This is a genomic window from Cytobacillus kochii, from assembly GCF_020171845.1.
Lineage (GTDB): Bacteria > Bacillota > Bacilli > Bacillales > Cytobacillaceae > Cytobacillus > Cytobacillus kochii.
The window spans coordinates 61,406-84,804 of record NZ_JAIVAM010000009.1; the positions used below are offsets into that span (position 1 = coordinate 61,406).

Sequence of the window (23,399 nt, forward strand, 5' to 3'; positions counted from 1 at the left end):
GAAAAATGTGAGAGATGTGCTAAAATAGGAACAAAGATTCTATAGGTCGATTCACATTGAAAGTGAAGGTGAAAATACATGACAGTAAAGATGTTAATTGGTCGGTCTCAGACAGGAAAAACCGAGAAGATGGTCGGTGAGATAAAGCAACTTATGAAAGAAAATCCTGAAGGCTCACCAATTATTTATATTGTTCCAGAACAGATGACGTTTCAATCTGAATATAAATTAGCTAGTTCTAAAGGTTTAGGAGGAATGATTAGAACACAAGTTTTTTCTATCACGAGATTAGCATGGCGAGTTCTGCAAGAGACCGGTGGAATAAGCCGTTATCATTTAAGTAGTATTGGTACAAACATGCTCATTCGCAAGATTATTGAGGAACAGAAGGATGAGCTGAAAATTTTTCAAAATGCAGCTGATAAAAATGGGTTTATCCAGCAGATGGAAAGCATGTTAACAGAGTTTAAACGCTATTGTGTGAACCCTACTGAATTAGAAATGCGAATAGCGCAATTACAACAGAATGATCATGAGAAAAAAGTATTAGCAGAGAAACTGCATGATTTAGAATTGATTTATTCGAAGTTTGAAGCCGGTATATTGGATAAATACTTAGACTCGGAAGACTATTTGCAATTACTTGCTGAAAAAGCAAATGAATCGGTTTATTTGCAAAAGGCAACAGTTTATATCGACGGTTTCCATAGCTTTACACCACAGGAATACCGCGTTATTGAAGCACTTATCCGTCATTGTCCAAATATGACAATTGCCCTAACGCTAGATCAGCCGTTTGATAACGAACCACCAGATGCCCTCCATTTATTTAGGCAAACAGGTGAGACGTATCAAACAATTCTAGAGATAGCTAAGCAACAAAATCAACAAGTCGAATATGAGTTACTTTCTCAAGTTTCGACAAACAAGCATGAATCATTGAGACATTTTGAAGCCAATTTTGAAGTGCGTCCGACTATCCCATTTAGTGGGGAGGCACGGGTCATGATTGCCCATGCAATGAATCGCAGAGCAGAAATTGAGGGGATTGCCCGGAAGGTTCGTGCCCTTGTTCGTGATGAAGGGTTAAGGTATAAAGATATAACCGTACTTATGAGAAACGGTCATGAATATCATGATTTAATTACAACCGTGTTTAATGATTATGAGATTCCTTTATTTATTGATAGAAAGAAGTCCATGTTACATCATCCTGTTGTCGAGTTTATTCGTTCCAGTTTAGAGGTGTTAATGAGTAATTGGCGATATGAACCTGTTTTCCGTACGATAAAAACTGAAATGCTTTTTCCACTTAACTATTCGTCTCCATTATTACGTGAGAAGATGGACCGGTTAGAAAATTATGTTTTATCTTATGGCATACAAGGTAGTAAATGGACAAAGAAAGAGCGCTGGACATATCGGAGAATTCGTGGCCTTGAGATGACAAATACAGGGCAAACAGATGCAGAAAGAGACATAGAAGAAGAAGTAAATCAATTAAGAGATATCGTAGCTGCACCACTATTGAGACTTTCAAGGCGAATGAAGAAAGCGGAAACGGGCAGGGAATACGCAGAAGCCCTTTATTTATATTTAGAAGAAACAGATATCCCAGCCAAAATAGAAAAACTTCAAATAGAGACGGAAGAAAGAGGAGAGCTTGTTAGATCTAGAGAGCATAACCAAGCATGGAATGCAGTGGTTGAGCTATTGGATGAATATGTAGAAATGCTTGGTAGTGAGCAGATGACGACAGAGCGCTTTGCGACCATATTAGATGCAGGTATTGAAGCCCTACAATTTAGTATTGTGCCACCTGCAATGGACCAGGTAATTGCTGCTGATATGGAAAGATCACGAGTGGCTGATATGAAAGCTGCCTTTATTATTGGCTTAAATGAAGGGGTTCTACCAGCAAAGTTTCCAGAAGAAGGTGTATTAGCAGATGATGATCGCGAGCAGTTATTGTCACTAGGAATGAAAGTAGCTCCTTCAACGAAAACGAGATTGTTAGATGAAGAGTTTTTGGCGTATAAGGCATTTGTCACACCGTCAGAGTATTTATTTGTTAGCTATCCAATGGCAAACGAAGAAGGAAAGGCACTCATTCCCTCTCCATTTATAAAGAGAATAAAAGATCAATTTGTACAAATAAAAGAAGAGTATTTGATGTCAGATCCAGCAGAACTAAATGAAAAAGGACAAATAGACTATATCAGTCATATTAATACAGCATTAACGTTTTTAACATCACAATTACAATTACAGAAACGCAATTATGCCATTTATGACATGTGGTGGGATACGTATAATATTTATTTACAGAAATCAGGCTGGCAAGATATCACAAACAAGGTTTTAGCAAGTTTACATTATGAGAATAGGACAGAACCACTAGATGAAGAGATTAGTAAAGCATTGTATGGTGAAACGATTCGTGCAAGTGTATCAAGAATGGAACTCTTTCATAGCTGTCCGTTCTCACATTATGCCCAATATGGTTTGCGTTTGAGAGAACGGCAAGTCTTTCGATTAGAGGCACCTGATATTGGTGAATTATTTCACGCCGCCCTAAAATATATAACCGAAACGGTTATGCATAAGGACTTGCAATGGTCAGATATGACAAGGGAACAATGCGAATTACTTGCAAAAGAAGCAGTTGAACTACTTGCACCTAAATTACAGCATGAAATTCTCTTAAGCTCTAATCGATACTTCTATATTAAGCGAAAACTGGAGCAAATCATTAGCCGTGCATCCTTTATTATGGGAGAACATGCAAAAGCCAGTGGATTCACACCCGTCGGTTTAGAGATGAGCTTTGGACCTTCTGGTGATTGGCCATCTCTATCTTTTCCATTGAAAAATGGCAGTATGATGGAACTAGTGGGACGCATTGATCGTGTTGATCAAGCGAAAGGTGAGAAGACAGGATCGTATTTACGCATTATTGATTATAAGTCAAGTGAGAAAGATGTGAATATTAACGAGGTCTATTACGGATTATCGTTACAAATGTTAACCTATTTGGATATTGTCATTGCCCATTCAGAGGAACTCATCGGTATGAAAGCTGATCCAGCGGGTGTTCTGTATTTTCATGTTCATAATCCAATGATTAACTCAAGCAAAATGCTTGGTTTAGACGAGATAGAAAAAGAGATCTTGAAAAAGTTCAAAATGAAGGGATTATTATTAGGAGAAGAAAATGTTGTACGTTTGATGGACAAGTCATTAACAACAGGCGATTCGCCGATTATTTCTGCTGGCTTTAATAAAGATGGGACACTATCAAAGCGATCCAAGGTTGCTGATAAAGCGGAATTTAATTACTTGCGACAATTCGTGAGAAGTAAATATATTAAAACGGGTAACCAAATGACAGGTGGTCAAGTGGAGATATCACCATATAAATTGAAAGAACGGACGCCATGTACATTTTGCTCTTTTAAATCCATCTGTCAATTTGATGAGTCATTAGAAACGAATACATTTAGAATATTAGATGAAAAACCGAGAGATGAAGTGCTAACTCGGATAAGAGAGGAGGCAGAAAAGGATGCCTAAATCTATCATTCCACCAAAGCCTGAGAATCTTACTTGGACAGATGATCAGTGGAAAGCGATCCATGCGACAAATCAAGATATTCTCGTAGCGGCAGCAGCAGGATCGGGGAAAACCGCTGTACTAGTTGAAAGAATCATTACCAAAATATTAAACACTGACAATCCCATGAATGTCGATGAGCTTCTTGTTGTCACATTTACTAATGCTTCAGCAGCAGAAATGCGTCATAGAATAGGAGAAGCGCTAGAGAAGGCAATTCAAGCGGACCCACATTCCTATCATTTACGTAAACAATTAACTTTGCTCAATAAAGCATCCATCTCAACGTTGCATTCTTTCTGCTTAGAGGTAATAAAGAAATATTATTATTTAATCAATATAGACCCAGGATTTAGAATTGCAGATGAAACAGAGGCTCAATTATTACGAGATGAAGTTTTAGATGATTTATTTGAAGAAGCTTATGGTAAAGAAGATAACGAAGTATTTTATCACTTAGTGGATACGTTCACAAACGATCGTAGTGATGTGGCGCTTCAAGATATGATTAGACAAATCTATGATTTTGCTCGAGCAAATCCGTCAATGGATGATTATTTGGACAAGATGATTGAGATGTACAATGTGACTCCTACTGCAAATATGGACGATATTCCATTTGTTGGTTATCTCCTCTCGGATGTTCACCTGCAATTACAAGGTGTGAGAAGTTTATTAGTCCACGGCCTTGATTTAACAAAGCAACCTGGGGGACCAGCGCCAAGAGCGGACAACTTTGTAGCAGATATCCAACTAGTCGATATCTTAATTCAGGCGGCTGAGCAATCTTGGGAGACATTGTATGAGGCAATGCAGTCTTATAAATTTAAAACATTAAAGGCTTGTAAAGGGGAAGAGTTTGAGCCAGAACTAATAGAAGAGTCGAAAAAAGTGCGAGATCAAGCGAAAGATGTCTTGAAGAAACTGAAAGAAGAGCTTTTTAGCAGGAAAGCAGAATCTTTTCTAAGTGATATGTTAGAAATGAAGCCACATATTGCAGGATTAGCACAATTAGTAAAAGCATTTGCAGAGAGGTTTGCAGCAGTTAAAACAGAAAAAGGATTAGTAGACTTCGCTGATTTAGAACATTATTGTTTGGATATTCTTGGGGTTGTTGATCAATCTAATCAATTCATTCCTACAGACGCTGCCCTTGCCTATAAAAACCAATTTAAAGAAGTGCTAGTCGATGAGTATCAAGATACGAATATGGTACAAGAGGCGATTCTTCAACTAGTCACAAATGATAATGAGTTAAACGGAAACCTCTTTATGGTTGGAGATGTAAAACAATCGATTTATCGTTTCCGTTTAGCAGAACCGAACTTATTTTTAAACAAATATAATCGGTTCACGACTGACGGTGAATCAACAGGTTTGCGCATTGATCTGGCGCGGAATTTCCGCAGTAGAAAAGAAGTCCTACATGGTACCAATTTTATCTTTAAGCAAATTATGGGAGAAAATGTAGGGGAGATTGTTTATGATGAAGCAGCTGAACTTGTTCCTGGAGCTGCTTATCCTGAAGAAGTGACGCATCCGATTGAGTTAACGATGATTGATCTTGAAGATGAAGATCATACGGAACAACCTGATTCGTTTGAGGAAGAAGAACTCGCGCAATCACAGTTAGAAGCAAGACTCATAGCAAAGAAAATAAAAGAATTAATGGCTAGCCATAAACAAGTGTATAATGCAAAGCTTAAGCAAGAGCAACCGATGAAGTATCGGGATGTTGTGATTTTATTGCGTTCAATGACGTGGGCACCACAAATGATAGAGGAATTAAGACAGCAAGGGATTCCTGTTTATGCTGATCTTTCACAAGGCTATTTTGATGCAACGGAAGTTTCCATTATGATGTCACTCTTAAAAGTGATAGATAATCCATATCAAGATATTCCATTAGCCGCTGTATTACGTTCACCAATTGTTGGTCTAACAGAGAATCAATTGGCGACCATAAGAGTTCCTCATCAAACTGGTGCTTATTATGAAGCGGTTCAACAATTTTGTTCTGAAGTTCAAACAGGGGATAAGGTTGCCATTTATGATAAGCTAAAGCCGTTTTTATTGCAGTTAGAAAATTGGCGACAAAAAGCCAGACAAGGTGCTTTATCTGATTTGATTTGGCAATTATATAGAGAAACACGATTTTATGATTTTGCAGGTGGTATGCCTGGTGGAAAACAACGCCAAGCTAATTTGCGGGCCTTATATGATCGGGCAAGACAATATGAAGCTACATCATTTAGAGGATTGTTTAGATTTTTGCGCTTTATTGAAAGAATGAGAGAAAGAGGAGACGATTTAGGGGCTGCCCGTGCCTTAGGAGAACAGGAAGATGTAGTACGTATCATGACTATTCATAAAAGTAAAGGGTTAGAGTTTCCTTTTGTCTTTATGCCAGGGCTAGCACGAAACTTTAATACGATGGATTTGAAGAAGTCTTTCTTGCTAGATAAGGATCTGGGGTTAGCATATAAATATGTGAATGCAAATAAACGGATTTCTCTTGCTTCGTTACCGCAGCTTGCCTTCAAACGTAAGAAAAAAATGGAGATGCTTGCTGAAGAAATGCGAGTGCTCTATGTTGCTTTGACAAGAGCGAAGGAAAAGCTTTTCTTGATTGCTTCACCGAAAAATATGGCTAAGAAGTTGAAGGATTGGCAAAGGGTGTCGAGGAAGTCAGACTGGCTACTTGATGATTTTACTCGTGCTCAAAGTACAAGCTATTTAGACTGGATTGCACCTGCTATCATCCGACATCAAGATAGCGCAACTTTAGATACTAGTTTGAACCCGGTAGTAGCAGCAATTCATAAGCATCCATCTAGTTGGGAAGTTCAAATTGTTGCAAAAGAAGAAGCAAAGGCGATGATTGATGAAAATCAAGTTGAATCTGACCTTCTCTTAGAAAAAGTACAGCAGGGAGAAAGAGTCGATAAAGAATCTCGTTATTATGAAACGATTAAGCATCGTCTAGAATGGTCATATCCTTATCAATCAGCAATGAAATCAAGATCGAAACAGTCAGTTTCTGAAATAAAAAGGCAAAAAGAAATCTTTTCTCAAGAAGAAAGTGGACAAGAATTAGTTAAAGGGTTTAAAAAGCCAATTTTAAATCGACCGTTATTCATGCAAGAAAAGTCCATTACACCTGCTGAAAGAGGAACGGCCTTGCATACAGTGATGCAACACTTAGACTTACATGATCCAGCAGATGAAAAGCATATAATGGAAAAAGTAGAACATTTAGTAAAAAAAGAACTGTTAACAGCTGAGCAAGCTACGGTCGTTGACCCAGCTTTGATTGTTGACTTCCTTGAAAGTGAGCTAGCTGAGCGTATGAGAAAAGCAACGACTTTGCAAAGAGAAGTACCGTTTAACCTTGCTTTGCCAGCTAGTGAAGTTTACTCCCATTGGGATCAAGCAGCAGAAGATACGGTATTAGTACAAGGAATTATTGACTGTTTGTTTGAGGATCATAAGGGCCTTGTTATCGTGGATTACAAATCAGATCGCATTACCGATCGTTTTAGAGGCGGAATGGATGAGGCAGCGCCGATTTTAATTGATAGATACCGAGTTCAAATTGATTTATATACGAAAGCGGTCGAACAGATTACAAAAAGGAAAGTCGCACAAAAGTACCTTTATTTCTTTGATGGCGGTTATTTTTTGCAAATATAAAAAGAGGGCAGTTGCCCTCTTTTTAGTGTATTCTTATAAGTTGCCTACAGTTGGTTGATCCAATAAGTTTGCATCTAATACATTACTTGCACTGAGCCCATTGTTTGTCATTATAAATCCACCAGTGTTCAAAGTTCCAGAGCCAGTAGTAGATTTAGAGTTACTTTTTGGTGATATATAAAGTGAATCGCCGAATTGAACAATACCACCTGAAACATTGATTATCTGGACAGGGCCGATAATTGCCGGCATAATAAACACCCTTTATTCTTCGTTTTTCACAAATTGTCTAAAATGTTTCACACGAGATTCCATACTAATATCTTTCGTATTGCCAATATGAAGGACTGCGCTTGATGAAACGCCTAAAATATCTATATTCTTAACTTTAATAATGGGTTTATGTTGAATATAGTGAGTTTGGATATTTTCAGTTATTTTCGGAATAACTAATTCTTCTCTATAGATGTCATAAACGTTGTAATTACCTTCTTTACCATAAAAGATTTCAGCGTCTCGCTGCAGTGCCAATGCCCGGGAATAACCTTGGATATAAGAAGTATCACCGATTTCGAAAATGGAGGAGAAGCCAAATGTGTCCACCTTAATCTGGTCTACAACTGATGTTCTTTTAAACATGTAATTACTCCGGTGTTAGTGGTACAAAGGGACCGATAATTAGTGATTCAGGTGGTGTATCAAAGGTAGAGGCAAGCTGTATCGTTTCCGCATCTCCGACAATAAATATGGATGAACTCGACACACCAATTATGCGCACATCTCCCACACAGAGCTCGCGGTTATATACTTGGAAATTCATTCTTTTTTCATCTCCTTCATATTCTCCGGTAAATGACTAAGGAAGGCATAGACACCATTTCGTATTTCCGTTTTTAATGTTTCAATCACCTTTGTTTTCTCTTCCTGGCTGTCTAGATTACGATTAGACTGCTGTTTCAAATAGTAGTCTACACGACTAGAAAGTTGCTTTTTAATATCCTCTTTAATAAATTCTACATAGGAGCTATCATTTGGCATTTTTAAGTTTGCTTCTGCTTCTTCAACAATTTGTGGGAGCTCCCCTTCTATAAAAGTTAATAATGCTGTTTCTATTTCCATATTTCTTTTAAACAATTTTTTGGGAGAATAAGGTGTTTGTAATTCTTTTTGATCGACAGAGAAATCATCAATATCTTGCAAATCTGATGGATTTAAGCCAATGTTTAATGTCCCTTCCAATGTCTCTACTTTTAACTGGTCAAATTTATATTCGATCCGGTCGATATGAATAGGCTGGCGATCATTTTGTGCCATTTCTTCCTTCATTTTTTTCATTGAAGATTCAAGCTTTTGAATCCGCTGTTCTTGCATTTGTACATAAGCTTGTAATTGTTGTAAATACGTGTAAAGATCTTGACTCATCCTAAAATCGCCGCCTCTCAAATCATATTATGGTTTCGATGGAGCAGTTAAGGGAACGAGTGGTGTCCCCACTGTTGTTCCTGGGGCAATTGGCGTTTCTTCATATTCAGGTGCAGGTTCGGTAAACCCTCCCGTATTATACAAGTGGGAGGCTGGTTTAATAATACCTGCACTGCCGATTTGAAATACGGAAGAGTTTGAGACCCCGCCGATTTTAATTAGCTGAATAGAAATAGATTGTTGAATATAATAATTATTCATCGCTCATCACCTTAAAGTTATGCATTAAAGTAGTTACCTTGGTCAACGCTATCGTTATCATATGTGTTGGTTGTGCTATTGTAGTTAACAACATCTAATCCATCCCCTGTATTAAAAGAACCGGCACCAGAAAACGTTTTGGCATTAGAGAGGGGCATTACCTTATAAATATCACCAATGTTAAAAACGGAACTACTTCCTATAGAAATCACTTGAACAGCTCCAACAATTGCTGGCATATCAACACCCTTTGCGTACACTGAAGTTTTGAAAACGGGCGAATGCCCTAATTATCTATTTATCATTATCCTATGTGCCTAGTGTAATAGTGTGAAGAAACTTTATGATTAAGGGTGAAAAATATAGATGTCAGACTGTTGAAATGCTAAAATAATTATAATCAGAAAATTTTAATTATTTTAGCGAGGAGTGATTTACCGTGAAGGTACCATTAATATTAACTGAATTTCTAGATCGTGCGGTAAGGTTATATGGAGATAAAGAAGCAATATATGGTGATACGCTCACACTTACATATAATCAATTGAATAAAAGGGTGAATCAATTATCACATGGTCTGCAAAGCATTGGTGTACAAAAGGGAGACCGCGTCGCTTATTTAGCGCCAAATACTGTGGAAATGCTTGAAGGGTTTTATGGAGTATATCAATTAAATGCAATTATGGTTCCTCTTAATATCCGGCTACAACCAAATGATTACGTTTTCATATTAAATCATAGTGAATCAAAAGTACTTTTCGTTGATCAAGAACTGTATAGATTGATACAACCAATTAAAGATCAGTTAGTAACAGTAGAAACGATTATTGTTCATGATATGGATAGTGATACAACTGAAATTGGTTATGACAATTGGTTAGCATCTTTTCCTGAAGAAAGTTTTTGTAGAGAAGAAATAGACGAAGAGGATGTATGTTCTTTGTTATATACGAGTGGCACAACAGGAGACCCAAAAGGTGTGATGCTTACTCATCGTAACAACTACTTACATGCATTAAGTACGATGCATCATTTGCGAGTGAGTGATCAAGATACACTTATTCATGTACTGCCAATGTTTCATGTTAACGGCTGGGGTTCACCATTTTATTATACAGCGAATGGGGCAAAACAACTATGTCTGCGTAAAACGACACCAGAAGTCATCTTTCAAGCAATGGAGAAGTATAAAGTGTCTATCGTACATATGGCACCGACTGTATTGAATAGCTTAATGCAATACTATGATCAGCATCAAACGAAGTTCTCACATCCTATTCGCGTAGTGATTGCAGGTTCTGCGCCGCCGCCTGCGTTTGTTTCTAAAGTGGAAGCTGAGATGGGCTGGGACTTTATCCAAGTATATGGGATGACCGAATCTTCACCACTAAGCACGATATCACAAATCAGATCTCATATCCAAATAATTGAAAAAGAGACATATAGAATGAAGGCAAAAGCTGGTTATCAAATGATTGGTTCTCAAGTGAAAGTTGTTGATGAATATGGTGCAGAAGTTGCAAATAATAGCAAAGATATTGGCGAAGTGGTTGTACGTAGTCACGGGGTAATGAAAGGTTACTGGAAAAATGAAAAAGCAACAGCAGAAACGATTCGTGATGGCTGGCTACATACGGGGGATATGGGGACAGTAGATCAATATGGCAACATAGACATTGTGGATCGTAAGAAAGATATTATTATTTCCGGTGGTGAGAATATTTCTTCCATTGAAATTGAAGGTGTATTATACGAACATCCTGCAATTTTGGAAGCAGCTGTTATTGCCGTACCACATGAGAAATGGGGCGAAACCCCACATGCCTTTATTGTTTTAAAGGAAGGGATGGACGGGGTGAACGAAAAAGATATTATTGCTTTTACTCGTGAAAATATGGCTCATTTTAAAGCGATAACTAGCGTAACATTTACAAACGAACTACCAAAAACAGCTTCAGGAAAAATCCAAAAAATTCATTTGCGTAACGATTATTGGGCTACAAGCGGGAAAAACGGTAGATATGTTAATTGAACAATTTGTTTTAAGCGAGAGCGCATGTTTTTTGGATGTATTTTAATAATGAGAAGTATGGGCATATCTTTTAAGACAAAGATATGCTTTTTTTCATGTTCGGTAATGTACGTTAAGAAACTGCAAAAAAATAGTAAGAGAAAATGATTAAATTGATAGTAGAAAATATGCTATATTAAGGTAGTGTGTTGATGAATATTGGAATTAAAGGAAGAAATAGGTTAACTGTTTTCAGGTGGCTCTACTTTTATTCTCTAATCAGATTCTAATAGAAATAAGTGATCAGTTAACAAATTACAGTCCGGCAGTTGGAATAGCCTGGGAAAAAGAGAAGGAGGTAAAAGCAACGACTTAGTTCAATTGTAAATTAATTTCTTAGGAGGAAGTTATGCAATCGCTTAACGAAAACAGAAGGATTCATTCCATCGATGCGATGAGGGGATTCGCTTTATTTGGTATTTTAATAGTCAATTTTTTATCTTTCCATTCACCATATACGCATATAGATCCGTTTAATTATTGGGATAAAGCAGGGGATAGTACGGTTTTCCCTATTATTGATGTATTTTTTCAAGCGAGTTTTTATCCGTTATTTTCTTTATTATTTGGCTATGGTGTCATGATTCTAAAAGAAAGGGCAGAGTTAAAAGGCGTTCATAGTCCATTATTACTCGCAAGAAGATTTCTATTTTTATTAATCATCGGTTTATGTCACGCATTATTCATTTGGCATGGAGATATTTTAGTTACCTATGCTATCGCAGGATTTGCTCTTATTTTATTCATAGAACTGTCAGGGAAACTGTTAATTTTACTTGGTCTACTCATTTATATTATTCCTAATCTACTCTTAGTAGGGGTATTATTTCTTACGTTATTCATAGAACCAGATCTTTCGGTAATGATGACGACATCTGTTGCTGACATTGTTCAGGTATATCAATCAGGCACATGGCTAGAAATCGTCCGCCAGAATATAGATGACTGGTTAATGAATAATAATTTGGCCACAATGCCCATTTTAATGATTAGTATTTTACCATTGTTTTTAATTGGAGCAGGGCTACGAAAGCTTCAAGTGGTTGAAAAACTTGAACAAAGACGGATGACAGCGTTCGTTCTCATGATTGTATTTCTTACTACTGGGTACCTTATTAAACTATTACCATATTTCATTAGTACTAATTTAGCAATGCAATATATACAAGATATCTTTGGGGGCCCATTGGTAGCGGTTGGGTATAGCCTACTCATCCTTGTGCTCGTTAATAGCAAGATAGGTATAATCACAAAACCTTTACAAACAATCGGGCGCTTGTCTATGACGAATTATTTAATGCAATCCATTGTAGCTACATGTTTATTTTACAGTTATGGATTTGGATTGTATGGCAATGTATCATTGCTGACAGGAACCATGATCGCCATTATATTATACGTATGTCAAATTGTACTCAGCATGATATGGATGAAATATTTTGTATATGGCCCATTCGAATGGTGTTGGAGATGGTTCACTTATTGGCAAAAGCCGTCTACATTTAAAAGAATCCAAAAGTAAGAGTCATCTATTATTCACAATCATTTGCTAACATTTCAGTTAATTTACGCTATACTTATTTAAAAAGGGGTGTAGAGAGTGAAGTACATTACATATGAATACAATAATAAACAAGCTTACGGCGTACTTGTGAAAGATGAAAAAATGGTCTTACCTTTGCAGGAGGCTGCACAAAACAAAGGGGTACCTTTGCCAGAAGATTTAGTGGATGCCATCGGACATGAAAAATGGAGCGACACATTCATACAGGAATTAATAAGCGATGAAAGTGAATCTGCCCAGTTGATAGCCTTAAAAGACATTCAATTAAAAGCACCAATTCCAAGGCCGAAAAAGAATGTTTTCTGTGTAGGGAAAAACTATGCAGAACATGCAATTGAAATGGGAAGTGCAGCAGATATTCCTAAAGAAATGATTGTCTTTACGAAGTCACCTACAACAGTAGCTGCTCCAGACGAAGAAATCCCTCATTATCAACAACTAACAGAAATGTTAGATTATGAAGGAGAAGTAGGGGTTATTATCGGTAAAAAAGGCAAAGAGATAGAAGAAGCGGAAGCGTTAGATTATGTGTTTGGTTATACGATTATTAATGATATAACAGCAAGAGATATACAATCTAAACATAAGCAATACTTTTTAGGGAAAAGCCTGGATCAATCATGTCCGATAGGTCCGTGGATTGTTGGGAAAGAAGAGTTAACAAATCCTAATGATTTGCGTATTACGACTAAGGTCAATGGAGAAGTAAGACAAGATTCTCATACTTCAAAATTTATCTTTCCTATCGAGAAGGTTATTCACATCCTTTCAAAAGGGATGACGCTAGAACCAGGAGATATTATTGCCACAGGTACACCTGCTGGCGTTGGTAATGGCTTTAAACCACCACGTTTTCTAAAACCAGGTGATCATATTGAAATCACAGTTGAAGGTGTAGGACAGTTATCTAATACAATAATGAGTATTAATTAATCATTATTGTAAAGATTGATAGTAATCCTTAGGCTTTATCTATTTGATTATGGTATGATGTAAACGAATTATTCTCTAAGGATAAGAGAATAAGAAATTTAAGGGGGTTCTAATGTGACACATGCACATTTAACAACATGGATCGTTGCCTTTATTCTATTCTTTGTTGCCTTATCATTGCAGAAAAATGGCAAAGATAAAGTGGTACATATGATTCTAAGATTATTTTACTTATTAATCATTGCCACAGGTGTAGGTATGCTTTTCTCAATTAGTAATATTGATATTATGTATGTATTGAAAGCGCTTGTTGGCTTATGGATTATCTCTATGTGGGAAATGATCCTAATTCGTAATAAAAAGGGCAAAAAAACAACCATCTTATGGGTACAATTAATTGTCGCTTTTTTACTTGTCCTTTATTTAGGCTTAAGTTTGCCATTAGGATTCAAACCATTTATGTAGGTGAAAAGACTCTATTGAAAGCTGCTAAAACTAGCAGCTTTTTTCTTTTTTTGATGTCTTTATCTCGAATTTTATGGTATTTTTAATCTGATAGTACTATATTTATTTTCTTTTTTTGGGTATTTACTACTATATAAGGCGAAGCTGCGCTATCTGACACAGGCTTTATTGTTTGAGGGTATGTTTAACCTTGTAAGGATAAGAACCTCCATATGATTGATTATGAAGTAAAAGATGTGGGCGGTTATTGAATTAAATGAGAATGAACCGATAAAAGATTTGTGAGTGTTAGAGGAAAGAGCTTTTTATGATCGTCAAAGATAATAAACGTCATTATAATGGTAAATCGAGGTTGGATTATAAAGTATCAAATGTTGACGAATGAAAGGTGGACATACACTCGCAGGAGGATACACGAAATGGCAGCTATACTATCAGGAATTGACAAAATGAACAAATGCAGCTTGAAAATCAGGTGCCATCGTTTATTTCAGTAACAAAGGAGGAGCCGATGATGGTCGATTCGTTTATTCAATTACCTGTCAATGATCGTAAACGAACAAAACAATTAATGATAGAGTGCCAAAACTTAAAGCAGTGCTATCATGTTTTGTTCCAAAATAACACAGAATCTATCTTTACTATTGATGGTGAGGATCGTTTTACAAGTGTCAATTCAGCTTTAGAGGAAAATTCGGGCTATACAGCAAAGGAGCTGATTGGTCTGCCATTTACTCGTTTATTTGATCATCGCCAACTTCCAATTATCAAAGCTTTTTTTGACCGTGCAAGAATGGGGGAAACACAGCAATTCCAAGCAGATATTATTGGGAAACTTGGTAAGAAAGACTTTTATGATATTAAACTCATCCCAGTTATTCGAGATGAAAAGGTAAGTTGTATATATGGAATTGCTAAAAATGTTACAGAACTAAAGAAGATCGAAAATAAATTAACCGAATTATCGTACTATGATCATTTAACTGGACTCCCAAATAAACATAGATTTACTGAACAATTAATCTCGTCAATGAAAAGGGCGAAAAAAAATCGACAATCTTTTGCTTTACTATCTATTGATATCGATCGTTTTAAAATGATTAACGAAAGTGTTGGATATTTAATAGGCGATCAAATCATTCAGCAACTGGCTAACCGTGTTAATCAGACATTACCAACAGATAGCTTTTTAGGCAGCTTTGGTGGGGACCGCTTTTTATGCTTATTACCTGAGAATTTACAGACAGAAGAAATAATGAGAATCACACAGACTTTGCTTGAGACCATCGATCGTCCCATTGTCATTCAACAACAAGAGATTCATGTCACAGCAAGTTTCGGCATTAGTTTATATCCAAATGATGGGATAGATTCCGAACAACTGATGAAAAATGCTGATATCGCGATGCATCTTTCTAAACAGAAAGGTGGGAATCAAGTAACTTTTTTTTCTGAAGAAATGAATGATGAAGTGTTAAAACGGTTCGAGATGGAAGGCTATTTAAGAAAAGCGTTAAAAAATAAACAGTTCACACTTCATTACCAGCCTCTCGTTTGTTTAGAAAGTGGAGAGCTTTTTGGTAGTGAAGCTTTGATTAGATGGTACCATCCGAAAATTGGAAATATCTCTCCGGCAAAATTTATACCTTTAGCAGAGGAAACAGGACTCATTAACGATATTGGTCGATGGGTATTAAATGAGGCATGTAAGCAGAATAAATTATGGCATGATCAAGGTTTTACCCATTTACAAATATCGGTTAATGTAGCTGCACGCCAATTTCAACAAAAGCATTTTTTAAAGGTTGTTAAAGATGCACTGCAACAATCGGGCCTTCCACCGAAGTATTTAATTTTAGAATTAACAGAAAGTACGATGCTGAAAAATAAAAAACATAGTATTGCAGTTATGAAAGAGTTGCAAAGAATGGGCATTCAAGTATCGATTGATGATTTCGGTACAGGATATTCCTCATTAAGTTATTTGAAGGATTTGCCAATTGATACATTGAAGATTGATCGTTCTTTTATACATAATTTACGTATGAATACATCTGATGCTGCGATTGTGAAAGCGATCATTACGATGGGGAAAGGGTTGCAGTTAAAAGTGCTAGCAGAGGGTGTAGAAACAGAAGAGCAAATGAAAGTGCTGAAAAAATTGGATTGCCACTTTGCTCAAGGGTATTTTTTTCAAAAGCCATTAGTTAACCAGGAATTTGAAAAAGGGTTGCAGCAGCAATGATCATAACAATGGAAATGAGACTGTAGACGAGCTTGTAGGAAAGAGTGTCTACAGTCTTTTTTTTGTATGCCCATTTTATCCGGAAGAAGAGATTTTTTCAATGACCATTCTTTTTCCACTATTTAAAGTAAATTCGAAACGGTCTGTCTCTTTTTCATAATAAAAGAAATGATGCTGTACGCTACAAATATGTTCTTGATTATCAAAGATCATAAAATTAACACCGCTTTTTCTTGTTTCATCACCGAAAAATGTTAATTGATTATAGCAGTAAATACAATCGAAAATGGAGAAATCAATGCTGTTTAAACTAGTGATGAATTGTACAAAGGCATCGTCATTTACTTCTTCTAATAATGATTCTAATGAGAAAACGAGATGCTTTTTAATTCTTATTTGATCTTGATCTTTTAAATGGAGCAGATCACTCCCGCAATGGATTTGGCCATTGAGTGATAATACACCTTTTCTCCACCGTTTCAGTCTAAATACCTCAATTTCTTGTTGGCGATATTCTTCTAATGAAGATGCTTCATCCGTTTCCTGGTCAAAAAATACCCACTGATTATTAATAAATTCAACATTCCCCTCCATATAGGCTCTTGATTGTTGTTCTATTAAATTGAGTCGTTGTTGTCTGTTCATCATAAACCTCCAGGTAAAAGTCTTTCACTCTATTTTTTGGCAATTTCCTATTGTTTTATAACCTTTATCTAGGACAATTAACCATTTATTTTAGCTCGCATAGAATAAATCCATGCATGATGTTCCGGGCAATTCCACTCGTTTGACATCATTAAATTATCCGCTTAAATATTGCTGCATCTATGATGCTCGTAGAAAGGGTGAAGAAGCCATGTGTGGAATCACGGGCTGGGTTGACTTCAATACAAATATGCAAAATGAACGTCCGACACTAGAAAAAATGACGAATACTTTATCTAAAAGGGGTCCTGATGATACGAATATTTTTTCTTCTGGGCCAGCCGGATTTGGTCATAAGCGATTAGTCGTTGTTGATCCCGTTGGTGGGAAGCAACCAATGACCATTGATAAGAATCAAAATCGCTATACAATTTGTTACAATGGCGAACTTTATAATACAGAAGATTTAAGAAAAGATCTCCTTATAAAAGGATATTCGTTTAAGGGTCATTCTGATACAGAGGTTCTACTAACTTCTTACATTGAATGGGGAAAAAATTGCCTTCAATATTTAAATGGGATATTCGCCTTTGCGATTTGGGATGAAAACGGTCAAGAACTTTTTATTGGTAGAGATCGATTAGGAGTTAAGCCGCTGTTTTATAGAGAGACAGTAAAGGGGTTACTGTTCGGTTCAGAAATAAAAGCGATCTTAGCACATCCAGAAGTAAAAACAGAAGTAGATAGAGAGGGATTAGCAGAGGTATTCGGCCTTGGACCATCAAGATCCCCAGGGTCAGGTGTTTTTCGCGGGGTGAAAGAGCTACGACCAGCTCATGCGTTAACACTATCACAACAAGGGCTAAAGATTTGGCGATATTGGAATGTGGAAAGCAAAAAACATGAAGACTCTTTAGATGAGACAGCTGAAAAAGTACGTCATCTTGTTACAGATGCAGTAACAAGACAACTCGTATCGGATGTTCCTTTATGTACGCTCTTATCTGGTGGATTGGATTCAAGTGCGATTACAGCCATTGCAGCCACAGCATATCAAAAAGAGGGAAAGCCACCATTAAAAACCTATAGCATTGATTACGAAGGCAATGATCAATTCTTTAAGGCAAACGATTTCCAACCAAATGCTGATGGTTTTTATATTAAGAAAATGTCAGACACTTTCCATACCGTTCACCAGAATTGCATTATTTCACAGGAGGAGCTTGCCGCTCATTTAGTTGAAGCAGTTCATGTAAGAGATTTACCAGGTATGGCAGATATCGATTCTTCTCTACTTTGGTTCTGTCGTGAAATTAAAAAAGAGCATGTGGTTAGTTTGTCGGGGGAATGTGCGGATGAGATTTTTGGAGGCTATCCATGGTTTCATCGATCGGATGATCTCAGTCGAACTGGATACCCTTGGATGCGATCAATCGATGAAAGACAGCGCCTTCTGAAAGAAGATTGGAGAAAGAAATTAAACTTAAAAGATTACAGTATGGATAAATTTAATCAAGCGATTGCTGAAACCCCCCTTTTAGAAGGTGAAACATCGGAAGAAGCAAGAAGACGGCAATTATTCTATATAAACATGCTCAGCTTTATGACAACGTTATTAGATCGTAAAGATAGAATGAGTATGGGAGCTAGTTTAGAAGTTCGTGTTCCTTTCGCAGATCATCGTCTAGTAGAATATGTATGGAATATCCCATGGGATATGAAAATGCATGGTAATCGAGAAAAAGGAATTTTAAGGAAGGCGTTGGAAGGGGTATTGCCAAACGAGGTATTATATCGTAAAAAAAGCCCTTATCCGAAAACACATAACCCTGCTTATATTAGCATCGTGACAAAAATGTTGAATGACGTGTTAGAAGATTCATCCTCCGTTCTTTTTGAATTATTCGATGAAAAGAATTTACGAGAAATCGTGGCAACTGAAGGCTCTGCTTTTCAAGTTCCATGGTTTGGGCAATTAATGACTGGACCGCAGCTTCTCGCTCACCTAGCACAAATCCATTATTGGTTTAAAGATTATAATATTAATATTGTTGATTAAAAAAAGAGGTGTTCCCTTTTTAATTATTATGGGAGCACCTCTTTTTTTCTACGATAAAAATTGAGGTCTCACTCCAATTAATTAGTACGATATAAAAGAAATGTTACGATTTTAAATATTTTGTTCACTTCTGTTTGACGAAGTAACAACAAACCGCTAATCTATAATGGTTAACGTTTTTGTAAAATAGAGACAAACTATCATTAAGGAGGAGAAAGATGAAAAAGGTCATCACTCTCATCTTAATTCCGCTATTACTAGTGTCATTGGTGTCAAGTGTATTAGCAGAAGAAAAACGAAGCTTACAGGATGAACTTATTTATTATGTTATGATTGATCGTTTTAGCAATGTAGATAGTAAGAATGATTACCATGTGGATGTGAAGGACCTTGAAGCGTTTCATGGTGGTGATTTTGTTGGTATTATTGAAAGACTTGATCATATTGAAGATTTAGGTATGACGACGATTACCTTGAACCCGATATTTGCAAACGCCGATAAAGGTTATCATGGATATTGGGTGGAAGACTTCTATGAAACAGAAGAACATTTCGGAACGTTGGAAGAATTTAAACGACTAGTGGAAGAAGCACACAAAAGAGATATCAATGTTATAATTGATTTCCCACTAAATTATGTTGCAGCTACACACCCATGGGTAGACGACCCTACTAAATCAGATTGGTTGAAGGAATCTGAGGAAATCTCAACACCAGATATGTTCACGAAAGATTGGTTAGCTGGGTTGCCACAAATCAATTATGAGAATGAAGAAGCAGCACAATATATCATCGAAGCCGCTAAATGGTGGATAACAGAAACAGGTGTAGATGGTTATCGTTTAGAAGGCATCCAGTTAACGGATAAAGATTTTCTTGAAAGCTTTGTAGACAGTGTAAAAGAAACCGATAACGAGTTTTTTGTTTTAGGTGAAGTATGGTCCACAGACCCACAAGAAATTGCTAAATATGAAATGACTGGAATAGATAGCTTAACAGACTATGCTTCAACATCTAATATAAGGGAAGCATTTGTAAAGCCGGATGTGTCAATGACTGATACTATTGGTGACATCGAAAATAACATTGATACATATGAAGAACCAAATATGGTTACAAGACTAATTGATAGTAAAGATATGATTCGCTTTACAAATCAGCCAGTCGCATTAAATGAACATCCAGGACCAAGGTGGAGAACAGCGTTAACGTATTTGTTTACAACCCCTGGGATTCCAATGTTATATTATGGTAGTGAAATTGCGTTAATTGGGAATGAAACACCTGATAACCGCAGACAAATGGATTTTCGTACGGATCCTGAGTTAATTGAATTTATCGGACAGCTAACAAAAGCAAGAGAAAAATTACCTTCTATTGCAAAAGGAGATTTTACTCTTTTACATGAGAGTGAAGGTTTTACGGTTTTTAAGAGACAATTTAAAGAAGAAACATCAATAGTAGCCATCAATAATACAAGTGGTACGAAAGATTTAGTATTAACAGGAGAAGAGATAGAGAATGATAAAGAGTTGCGAGGGTTATTAGCTGGTGGGTTAGTAAGAAGCAATGATCAAAATGAATATCATCTCGTCCTAGACCGAGAAGAAGCTGAAATTTATGTTCTTACCGAAAAGCAAGGGTTTAACTTTGTTTATGGAGCAACATTGTTATCAGTGTTACTTGCCTTCTTTGCCTTTTTATTCTTGGCTCGAAGAAGAGGTAGAAATCGGACAGGAGAATAGAGAACAAAAGATGCCGAAACACTCTCGGCATCTTTTTTTGATAGTAAATGTAATTTGATTGGTTAGGTGCATTTTAAGTTATATTATTGATATTTATTGCTATTGTCATGACTTACACTACATATAGTGGGGCAGAGAGAAAAAGATTATTTAGCATTTCTTTTTGGTCTTGTCCCCTCTTACTTTCCCTATCCATTTACAATTTTCCCGCCGTTAATATGCAACATTTGTCCGCTCATATAACTTGAATCATCGCTTGCTAAGAAGACATAAGCCGGAGCGAGTTCAAAGGGCTGTCCCGCTCTTTTCATTGGAACATTTTTACCAAATGATGCAACTTCCTCAGCAGAGAAAGTGGACGGAATCAATGGTGTCCAAATTGGACCAGGAGCCACACCATTCACTCTAATCTCTTTGGAAGCTAACTGCAATGAAAGTGACCTAGTAAAAGAGACAATGGCCCCTTTAGTTGAGGAATAGTCGACTAATAGTTCATTACCTGCATAAGCGGTGACAGAAGCGGTATTAATAATCGTGCTGCCAGCTCCTAGATGTGGTAGGGTGGCTTTTGTTAAATGAAACATAGCATAAATATTTGTTTGGAAAGTTTTTTCAAGTTGTTGACCACTTATGTCCTCGATGTTTTTTTGTGGATGCTGTTCACCAGCGTTATTAACGAGAATATCTATTTTCCCAAATTTATTTAACGCTTGCTTTACAACTTCCTGACAAAAAGTTTCTGATGAAAGGTCTCCGCTAATTAAAAGACATGTCTTCCCAGCTTGTTCGACTAATGTTTTGGTTTCTTTTGCATCTTCATGCTCATTTAAATAAGGAACAATGACGTCTGCCCCTTCCTTAGCAAAGTATATAGCTGTAGATTTACCTATACCGCTATCACCGCCAGTAATAATAGCTACTTTACCTTCTAGTTTTCCAGCAGGTTTATAATCTTCATTCACATAGATTGGCTTAGGAATCATTTCCTCTTCCGTTCCTGGTTGATGATTTTGATGTTGTGCCATAAAGCTTTTTGGCAATTGTTTTTTATCCATCCTAATCCCTCCTTGCTGTTGTTTTCCCTTTTTATTATGTTGAAAACCTTACATTGTTATGAGGACAAACTTAAGTACAAAAAAGAGGCAGTGGAATCACTGCCTCTTAGCTAGTATGTAATTATCGATAATTAGAAAATTGAACATCGATTGTTAAATCAGCATCTCTTACTAGTGAGATGATTTGTTGAAGATCATCTCTATTTTTCCCTGTGACGCGGATTTGATCATCTTGCATTTGACTCTTAACTTTAACACCGCTATTTTTAATTAATGTATTGATTTTCTTCGCGTTATCTTTGTCAATCCCTTGAACTAAGCTTGCTCTTTGTCTAACTGTGCCACTTGAAGCAGGCTCAATTTTGCCATAATCTAAATTCTTAATCGGGATCCCTCGTTTAATCATCTTACTAATTAACACATCTTTCAGTTGCTCTAGTTTGTATTCGTCATCAGAAATAAGAACGAGCTCTTCTTTTTCTAAAGTAACCTTACTTTTGCTTCCTTTAAAATCATAGCGTGTCTGTATTTCTTTCATTGCAATTTGAATTGCGTTTGTGACTTCAGCAAAATCTACTTTTGATACGATATCAAATGAACTTTCTTTAGCCATAAAATAATTGTCCTCCTCATGAAAAGAGTTTCACTTTATGTTCTTATTATAGTAGAATATAGCAATGCGAACAACTTTAGGAGGATATAAATGGCTTTAATAGATGAGATCGGCAAAATTACAGAGTTATTAGTTTCCAGAGAAGCGGCTTTTGGTTATTTCTTAACAGATGGAGAAGAGGACGTTCTGCTTCATAAGAATGAGGTGAAAGAAGAAATTACAGAAGGACAAAAAATTTCTGTCTTTATTTATGTAGATTCTGAAGGTAGAAAAACAGCAACAATGACATTACCTGAGATTACTGTTGGAGTATATGGCTGGGCGAAAGTAGTAGATGTTAATCCTGAGCTCGGGGTATTTATTGATATTGGTATTAGTAAAGATATGTTACTGGGAAAAGAGGATTTACCTGTTCACGAACGAGTATGGCCGACTGTTGATGATACGGTATACGTTACATTAAGGGTTAATCGAAACGGTAGAATATATGTCAAGCTTGCTACAGATCAAGTGATAGCTAGTATTTCACATAAGGCTGGAAGGGAAGAACTTAATAAAGATATCCACGGATTTATTTATCGTACAGCCAAAGTTGGAAGCTGGATTTACACAGCAGAGGGCCTAAAAGGCTTCATCCATGAAACGGAAAGACGTCAAGAGCCAAGACTTGGGGAAAAAGTGAACGGTAGAATCATTGATGTCAAACAAGATGGTTCGATTAATGTCTCCCTCAATCCAAGAAAACAAGAAGCATTACTTGATGATAGTGAAATCATTCTTCATTACTTGCATTCACGTAATGGAGCTATGCCATACAGTGACAAAAGCGCACCAGAGGATATAAAGGATAGATTTCAACTAAGTAAAGCTTCTTTTAAACGTGCACTTGGTCGATTGATGAAGGACGGTAAGGTGTATCAAAAAGAAGGTTGGACTTATATAAAAGAAAATGAGTCAAAATAAATCAAAGCGGGAAGGTGTGAGAGCCATCCCGCTTTTTTTGTATGGGTTTCAA

General features: G+C 36.6%; 19 protein-coding genes. 10 read left to right on the plus strand and 9 right to left on the minus strand.

Annotation, left to right across the window (positions count from 1 at the left end; genetic code table 11):
• The first annotated feature begins 78 nt into the window (after window positions 1-78).
• Together addB and addA are read left to right on the plus strand one after the other, a co-directional pair.
• Entirely contained in the window at window positions 79-3,573 is a 3,495-nt protein-coding gene (gene addB, locus LCM23_RS15055) for a helicase-exonuclease AddAB subunit AddB (RefSeq protein ID WP_224937701.1), read from the plus strand.
• Window positions 3,566-7,306, plus strand: coding sequence for a helicase-exonuclease AddAB subunit AddA (gene addA / locus LCM23_RS15060; protein WP_224937702.1), 3,741 nt, complete (start codon window positions 3,566-3,568; stop codon window positions 7,304-7,306). The genes addB and addA overlap by 8 nt, the downstream gene beginning before the upstream one ends.
• 33 nt (window positions 7,307-7,339) lie before the next feature.
• Here addA and LCM23_RS15065 read toward each other — a convergent pair whose 3' ends face one another.
• The 6 genes from LCM23_RS15065 to LCM23_RS15090 are packed head-to-tail and all read right to left on the minus strand — an operon-like array spanning window position 7,340 to window position 9,228.
• Entirely contained in the window at window positions 7,340-7,558 is a 219-nt protein-coding gene (locus tag LCM23_RS15065) for a spore germination protein (RefSeq protein ID WP_095369854.1), read from the minus strand.
• A 12-nt stretch (window positions 7,559-7,570) separates the two neighbouring features.
• Complete coding sequence (locus tag LCM23_RS15070) at window positions 7,571-7,945, minus strand: spore germination protein GerPE (protein ID WP_224937703.1); 375 nt, start codon at window positions 7,943-7,945, stop codon at window positions 7,571-7,573.
• 4 nt (window positions 7,946-7,949) lie between these two features.
• Complete coding sequence (locus LCM23_RS15075; RefSeq protein ID WP_191814817.1) at window positions 7,950-8,126, minus strand: spore gernimation protein GerPD; 177 nt, start codon at window positions 8,124-8,126, stop codon at window positions 7,950-7,952.
• Window positions 8,123-8,728, minus strand: a complete 606-nt coding sequence (gene gerPC, locus LCM23_RS15080; RefSeq protein WP_224937704.1) for a spore germination protein GerPC — start codon at window positions 8,726-8,728, stop codon at window positions 8,123-8,125. Before gerPC ends, LCM23_RS15075 begins: the two co-directional genes overlap by 4 nt.
• A gap of 27 nt (window positions 8,729-8,755) precedes the next feature.
• Entirely contained in the window at window positions 8,756-8,989 is a 234-nt protein-coding gene (locus tag LCM23_RS15085) for a spore germination protein GerPB (RefSeq protein ID WP_224937705.1), read from the minus strand.
• Window positions 8,990-9,006: 17 nt separating this feature from the next.
• Window positions 9,007-9,228: a spore germination protein gene (locus LCM23_RS15090; protein WP_095369849.1), complete on the minus strand. Its 222-nt coding sequence runs from the start codon at window positions 9,226-9,228 to the stop codon at window positions 9,007-9,009.
• Window positions 9,229-9,428: 200 nt separating this feature from the next.
• On the opposite strand from LCM23_RS15090, the gene LCM23_RS15095 reads away from it, so the two are divergent.
• The 5 genes from LCM23_RS15095 to LCM23_RS15115 all read left to right on the plus strand — a co-directional run bounded on the left by LCM23_RS15095 (window position 9,429) and on the right by LCM23_RS15115 (window position 16,267).
• The gene (locus tag LCM23_RS15095) at window positions 9,429-11,021 is read left to right on the plus strand and encodes a long-chain-fatty-acid--CoA ligase (RefSeq protein WP_224937706.1); all 1,593 of its coding nucleotides are present in this window, start codon (window positions 9,429-9,431) and stop codon (window positions 11,019-11,021) included.
• 388 nt (window positions 11,022-11,409) lie between these two features.
• Window positions 11,410-12,582, plus strand: coding sequence for a DUF418 domain-containing protein (locus LCM23_RS15100; protein WP_224937707.1), 1,173 nt, complete (start codon window positions 11,410-11,412; stop codon window positions 12,580-12,582).
• 78 nt (window positions 12,583-12,660) lie between these two features.
• Complete coding sequence (locus tag LCM23_RS15105; protein WP_224937708.1) at window positions 12,661-13,557, plus strand: fumarylacetoacetate hydrolase family protein; 897 nt, start codon at window positions 12,661-12,663, stop codon at window positions 13,555-13,557.
• A gap of 114 nt (window positions 13,558-13,671) precedes the next feature.
• Entirely contained in the window at window positions 13,672-14,022 is a 351-nt protein-coding gene (locus tag LCM23_RS15110) for a YisL family protein (RefSeq protein WP_224937709.1), read from the plus strand.
• Window positions 14,023-14,536: 514 nt separating this feature from the next.
• Window positions 14,537-16,267: a putative bifunctional diguanylate cyclase/phosphodiesterase gene (locus tag LCM23_RS15115; protein ID WP_224937710.1), complete on the plus strand. Its 1,731-nt coding sequence runs from the start codon at window positions 14,537-14,539 to the stop codon at window positions 16,265-16,267.
• A gap of 75 nt (window positions 16,268-16,342) precedes the next feature.
• Here LCM23_RS15115 and LCM23_RS15120 read toward each other — a convergent pair whose 3' ends face one another.
• Window positions 16,343-16,912, minus strand: coding sequence for a DUF2777 domain-containing protein (locus LCM23_RS15120; protein WP_095369844.1), 570 nt, complete (start codon window positions 16,910-16,912; stop codon window positions 16,343-16,345).
• A gap of 211 nt (window positions 16,913-17,123) precedes the next feature.
• On the opposite strand from LCM23_RS15120, the gene asnB reads away from it, so the two are divergent.
• Both asnB and LCM23_RS15130 read left to right on the plus strand, forming a co-directional pair.
• A complete protein-coding gene (gene asnB / locus LCM23_RS15125) occupies window positions 17,124-18,971 on the plus strand; it encodes an asparagine synthase (glutamine-hydrolyzing) (RefSeq protein WP_224937711.1) in 1,848 nt (615 codons plus the stop codon).
• A gap of 218 nt (window positions 18,972-19,189) precedes the next feature.
• The gene (locus LCM23_RS15130) at window positions 19,190-20,716 is read left to right on the plus strand and encodes an alpha-amylase family glycosyl hydrolase (protein ID WP_224937712.1); all 1,527 of its coding nucleotides are present in this window, start codon (window positions 19,190-19,192) and stop codon (window positions 20,714-20,716) included.
• A 188-nt stretch (window positions 20,717-20,904) separates the two neighbouring features.
• Here LCM23_RS15130 and LCM23_RS15135 read toward each other — a convergent pair whose 3' ends face one another.
• Both LCM23_RS15135 and LCM23_RS15140 read right to left on the minus strand, forming a co-directional pair.
• Window positions 20,905-21,771, minus strand: coding sequence for an SDR family oxidoreductase (locus tag LCM23_RS15135; protein WP_224937713.1), 867 nt, complete (start codon window positions 21,769-21,771; stop codon window positions 20,905-20,907).
• A 121-nt stretch (window positions 21,772-21,892) separates the two neighbouring features.
• Window positions 21,893-22,384, minus strand: a complete 492-nt coding sequence (locus LCM23_RS15140; protein ID WP_224937714.1) for a YajQ family cyclic di-GMP-binding protein — start codon at window positions 22,382-22,384, stop codon at window positions 21,893-21,895.
• A gap of 90 nt (window positions 22,385-22,474) precedes the next feature.
• Here LCM23_RS15140 and LCM23_RS15145 point away from each other — a divergent pair, with 90 nt between their 5' ends.
• Window positions 22,475-23,347 carry a CvfB family protein gene (locus LCM23_RS15145; protein ID WP_224937715.1) on the plus strand — a complete coding sequence of 291 codons (873 nt, stop codon included), beginning with the start codon at window positions 22,475-22,477 and terminating at the stop codon, window positions 23,345-23,347.
• Window positions 23,348-23,399: the final 52 nt, after the last annotated feature.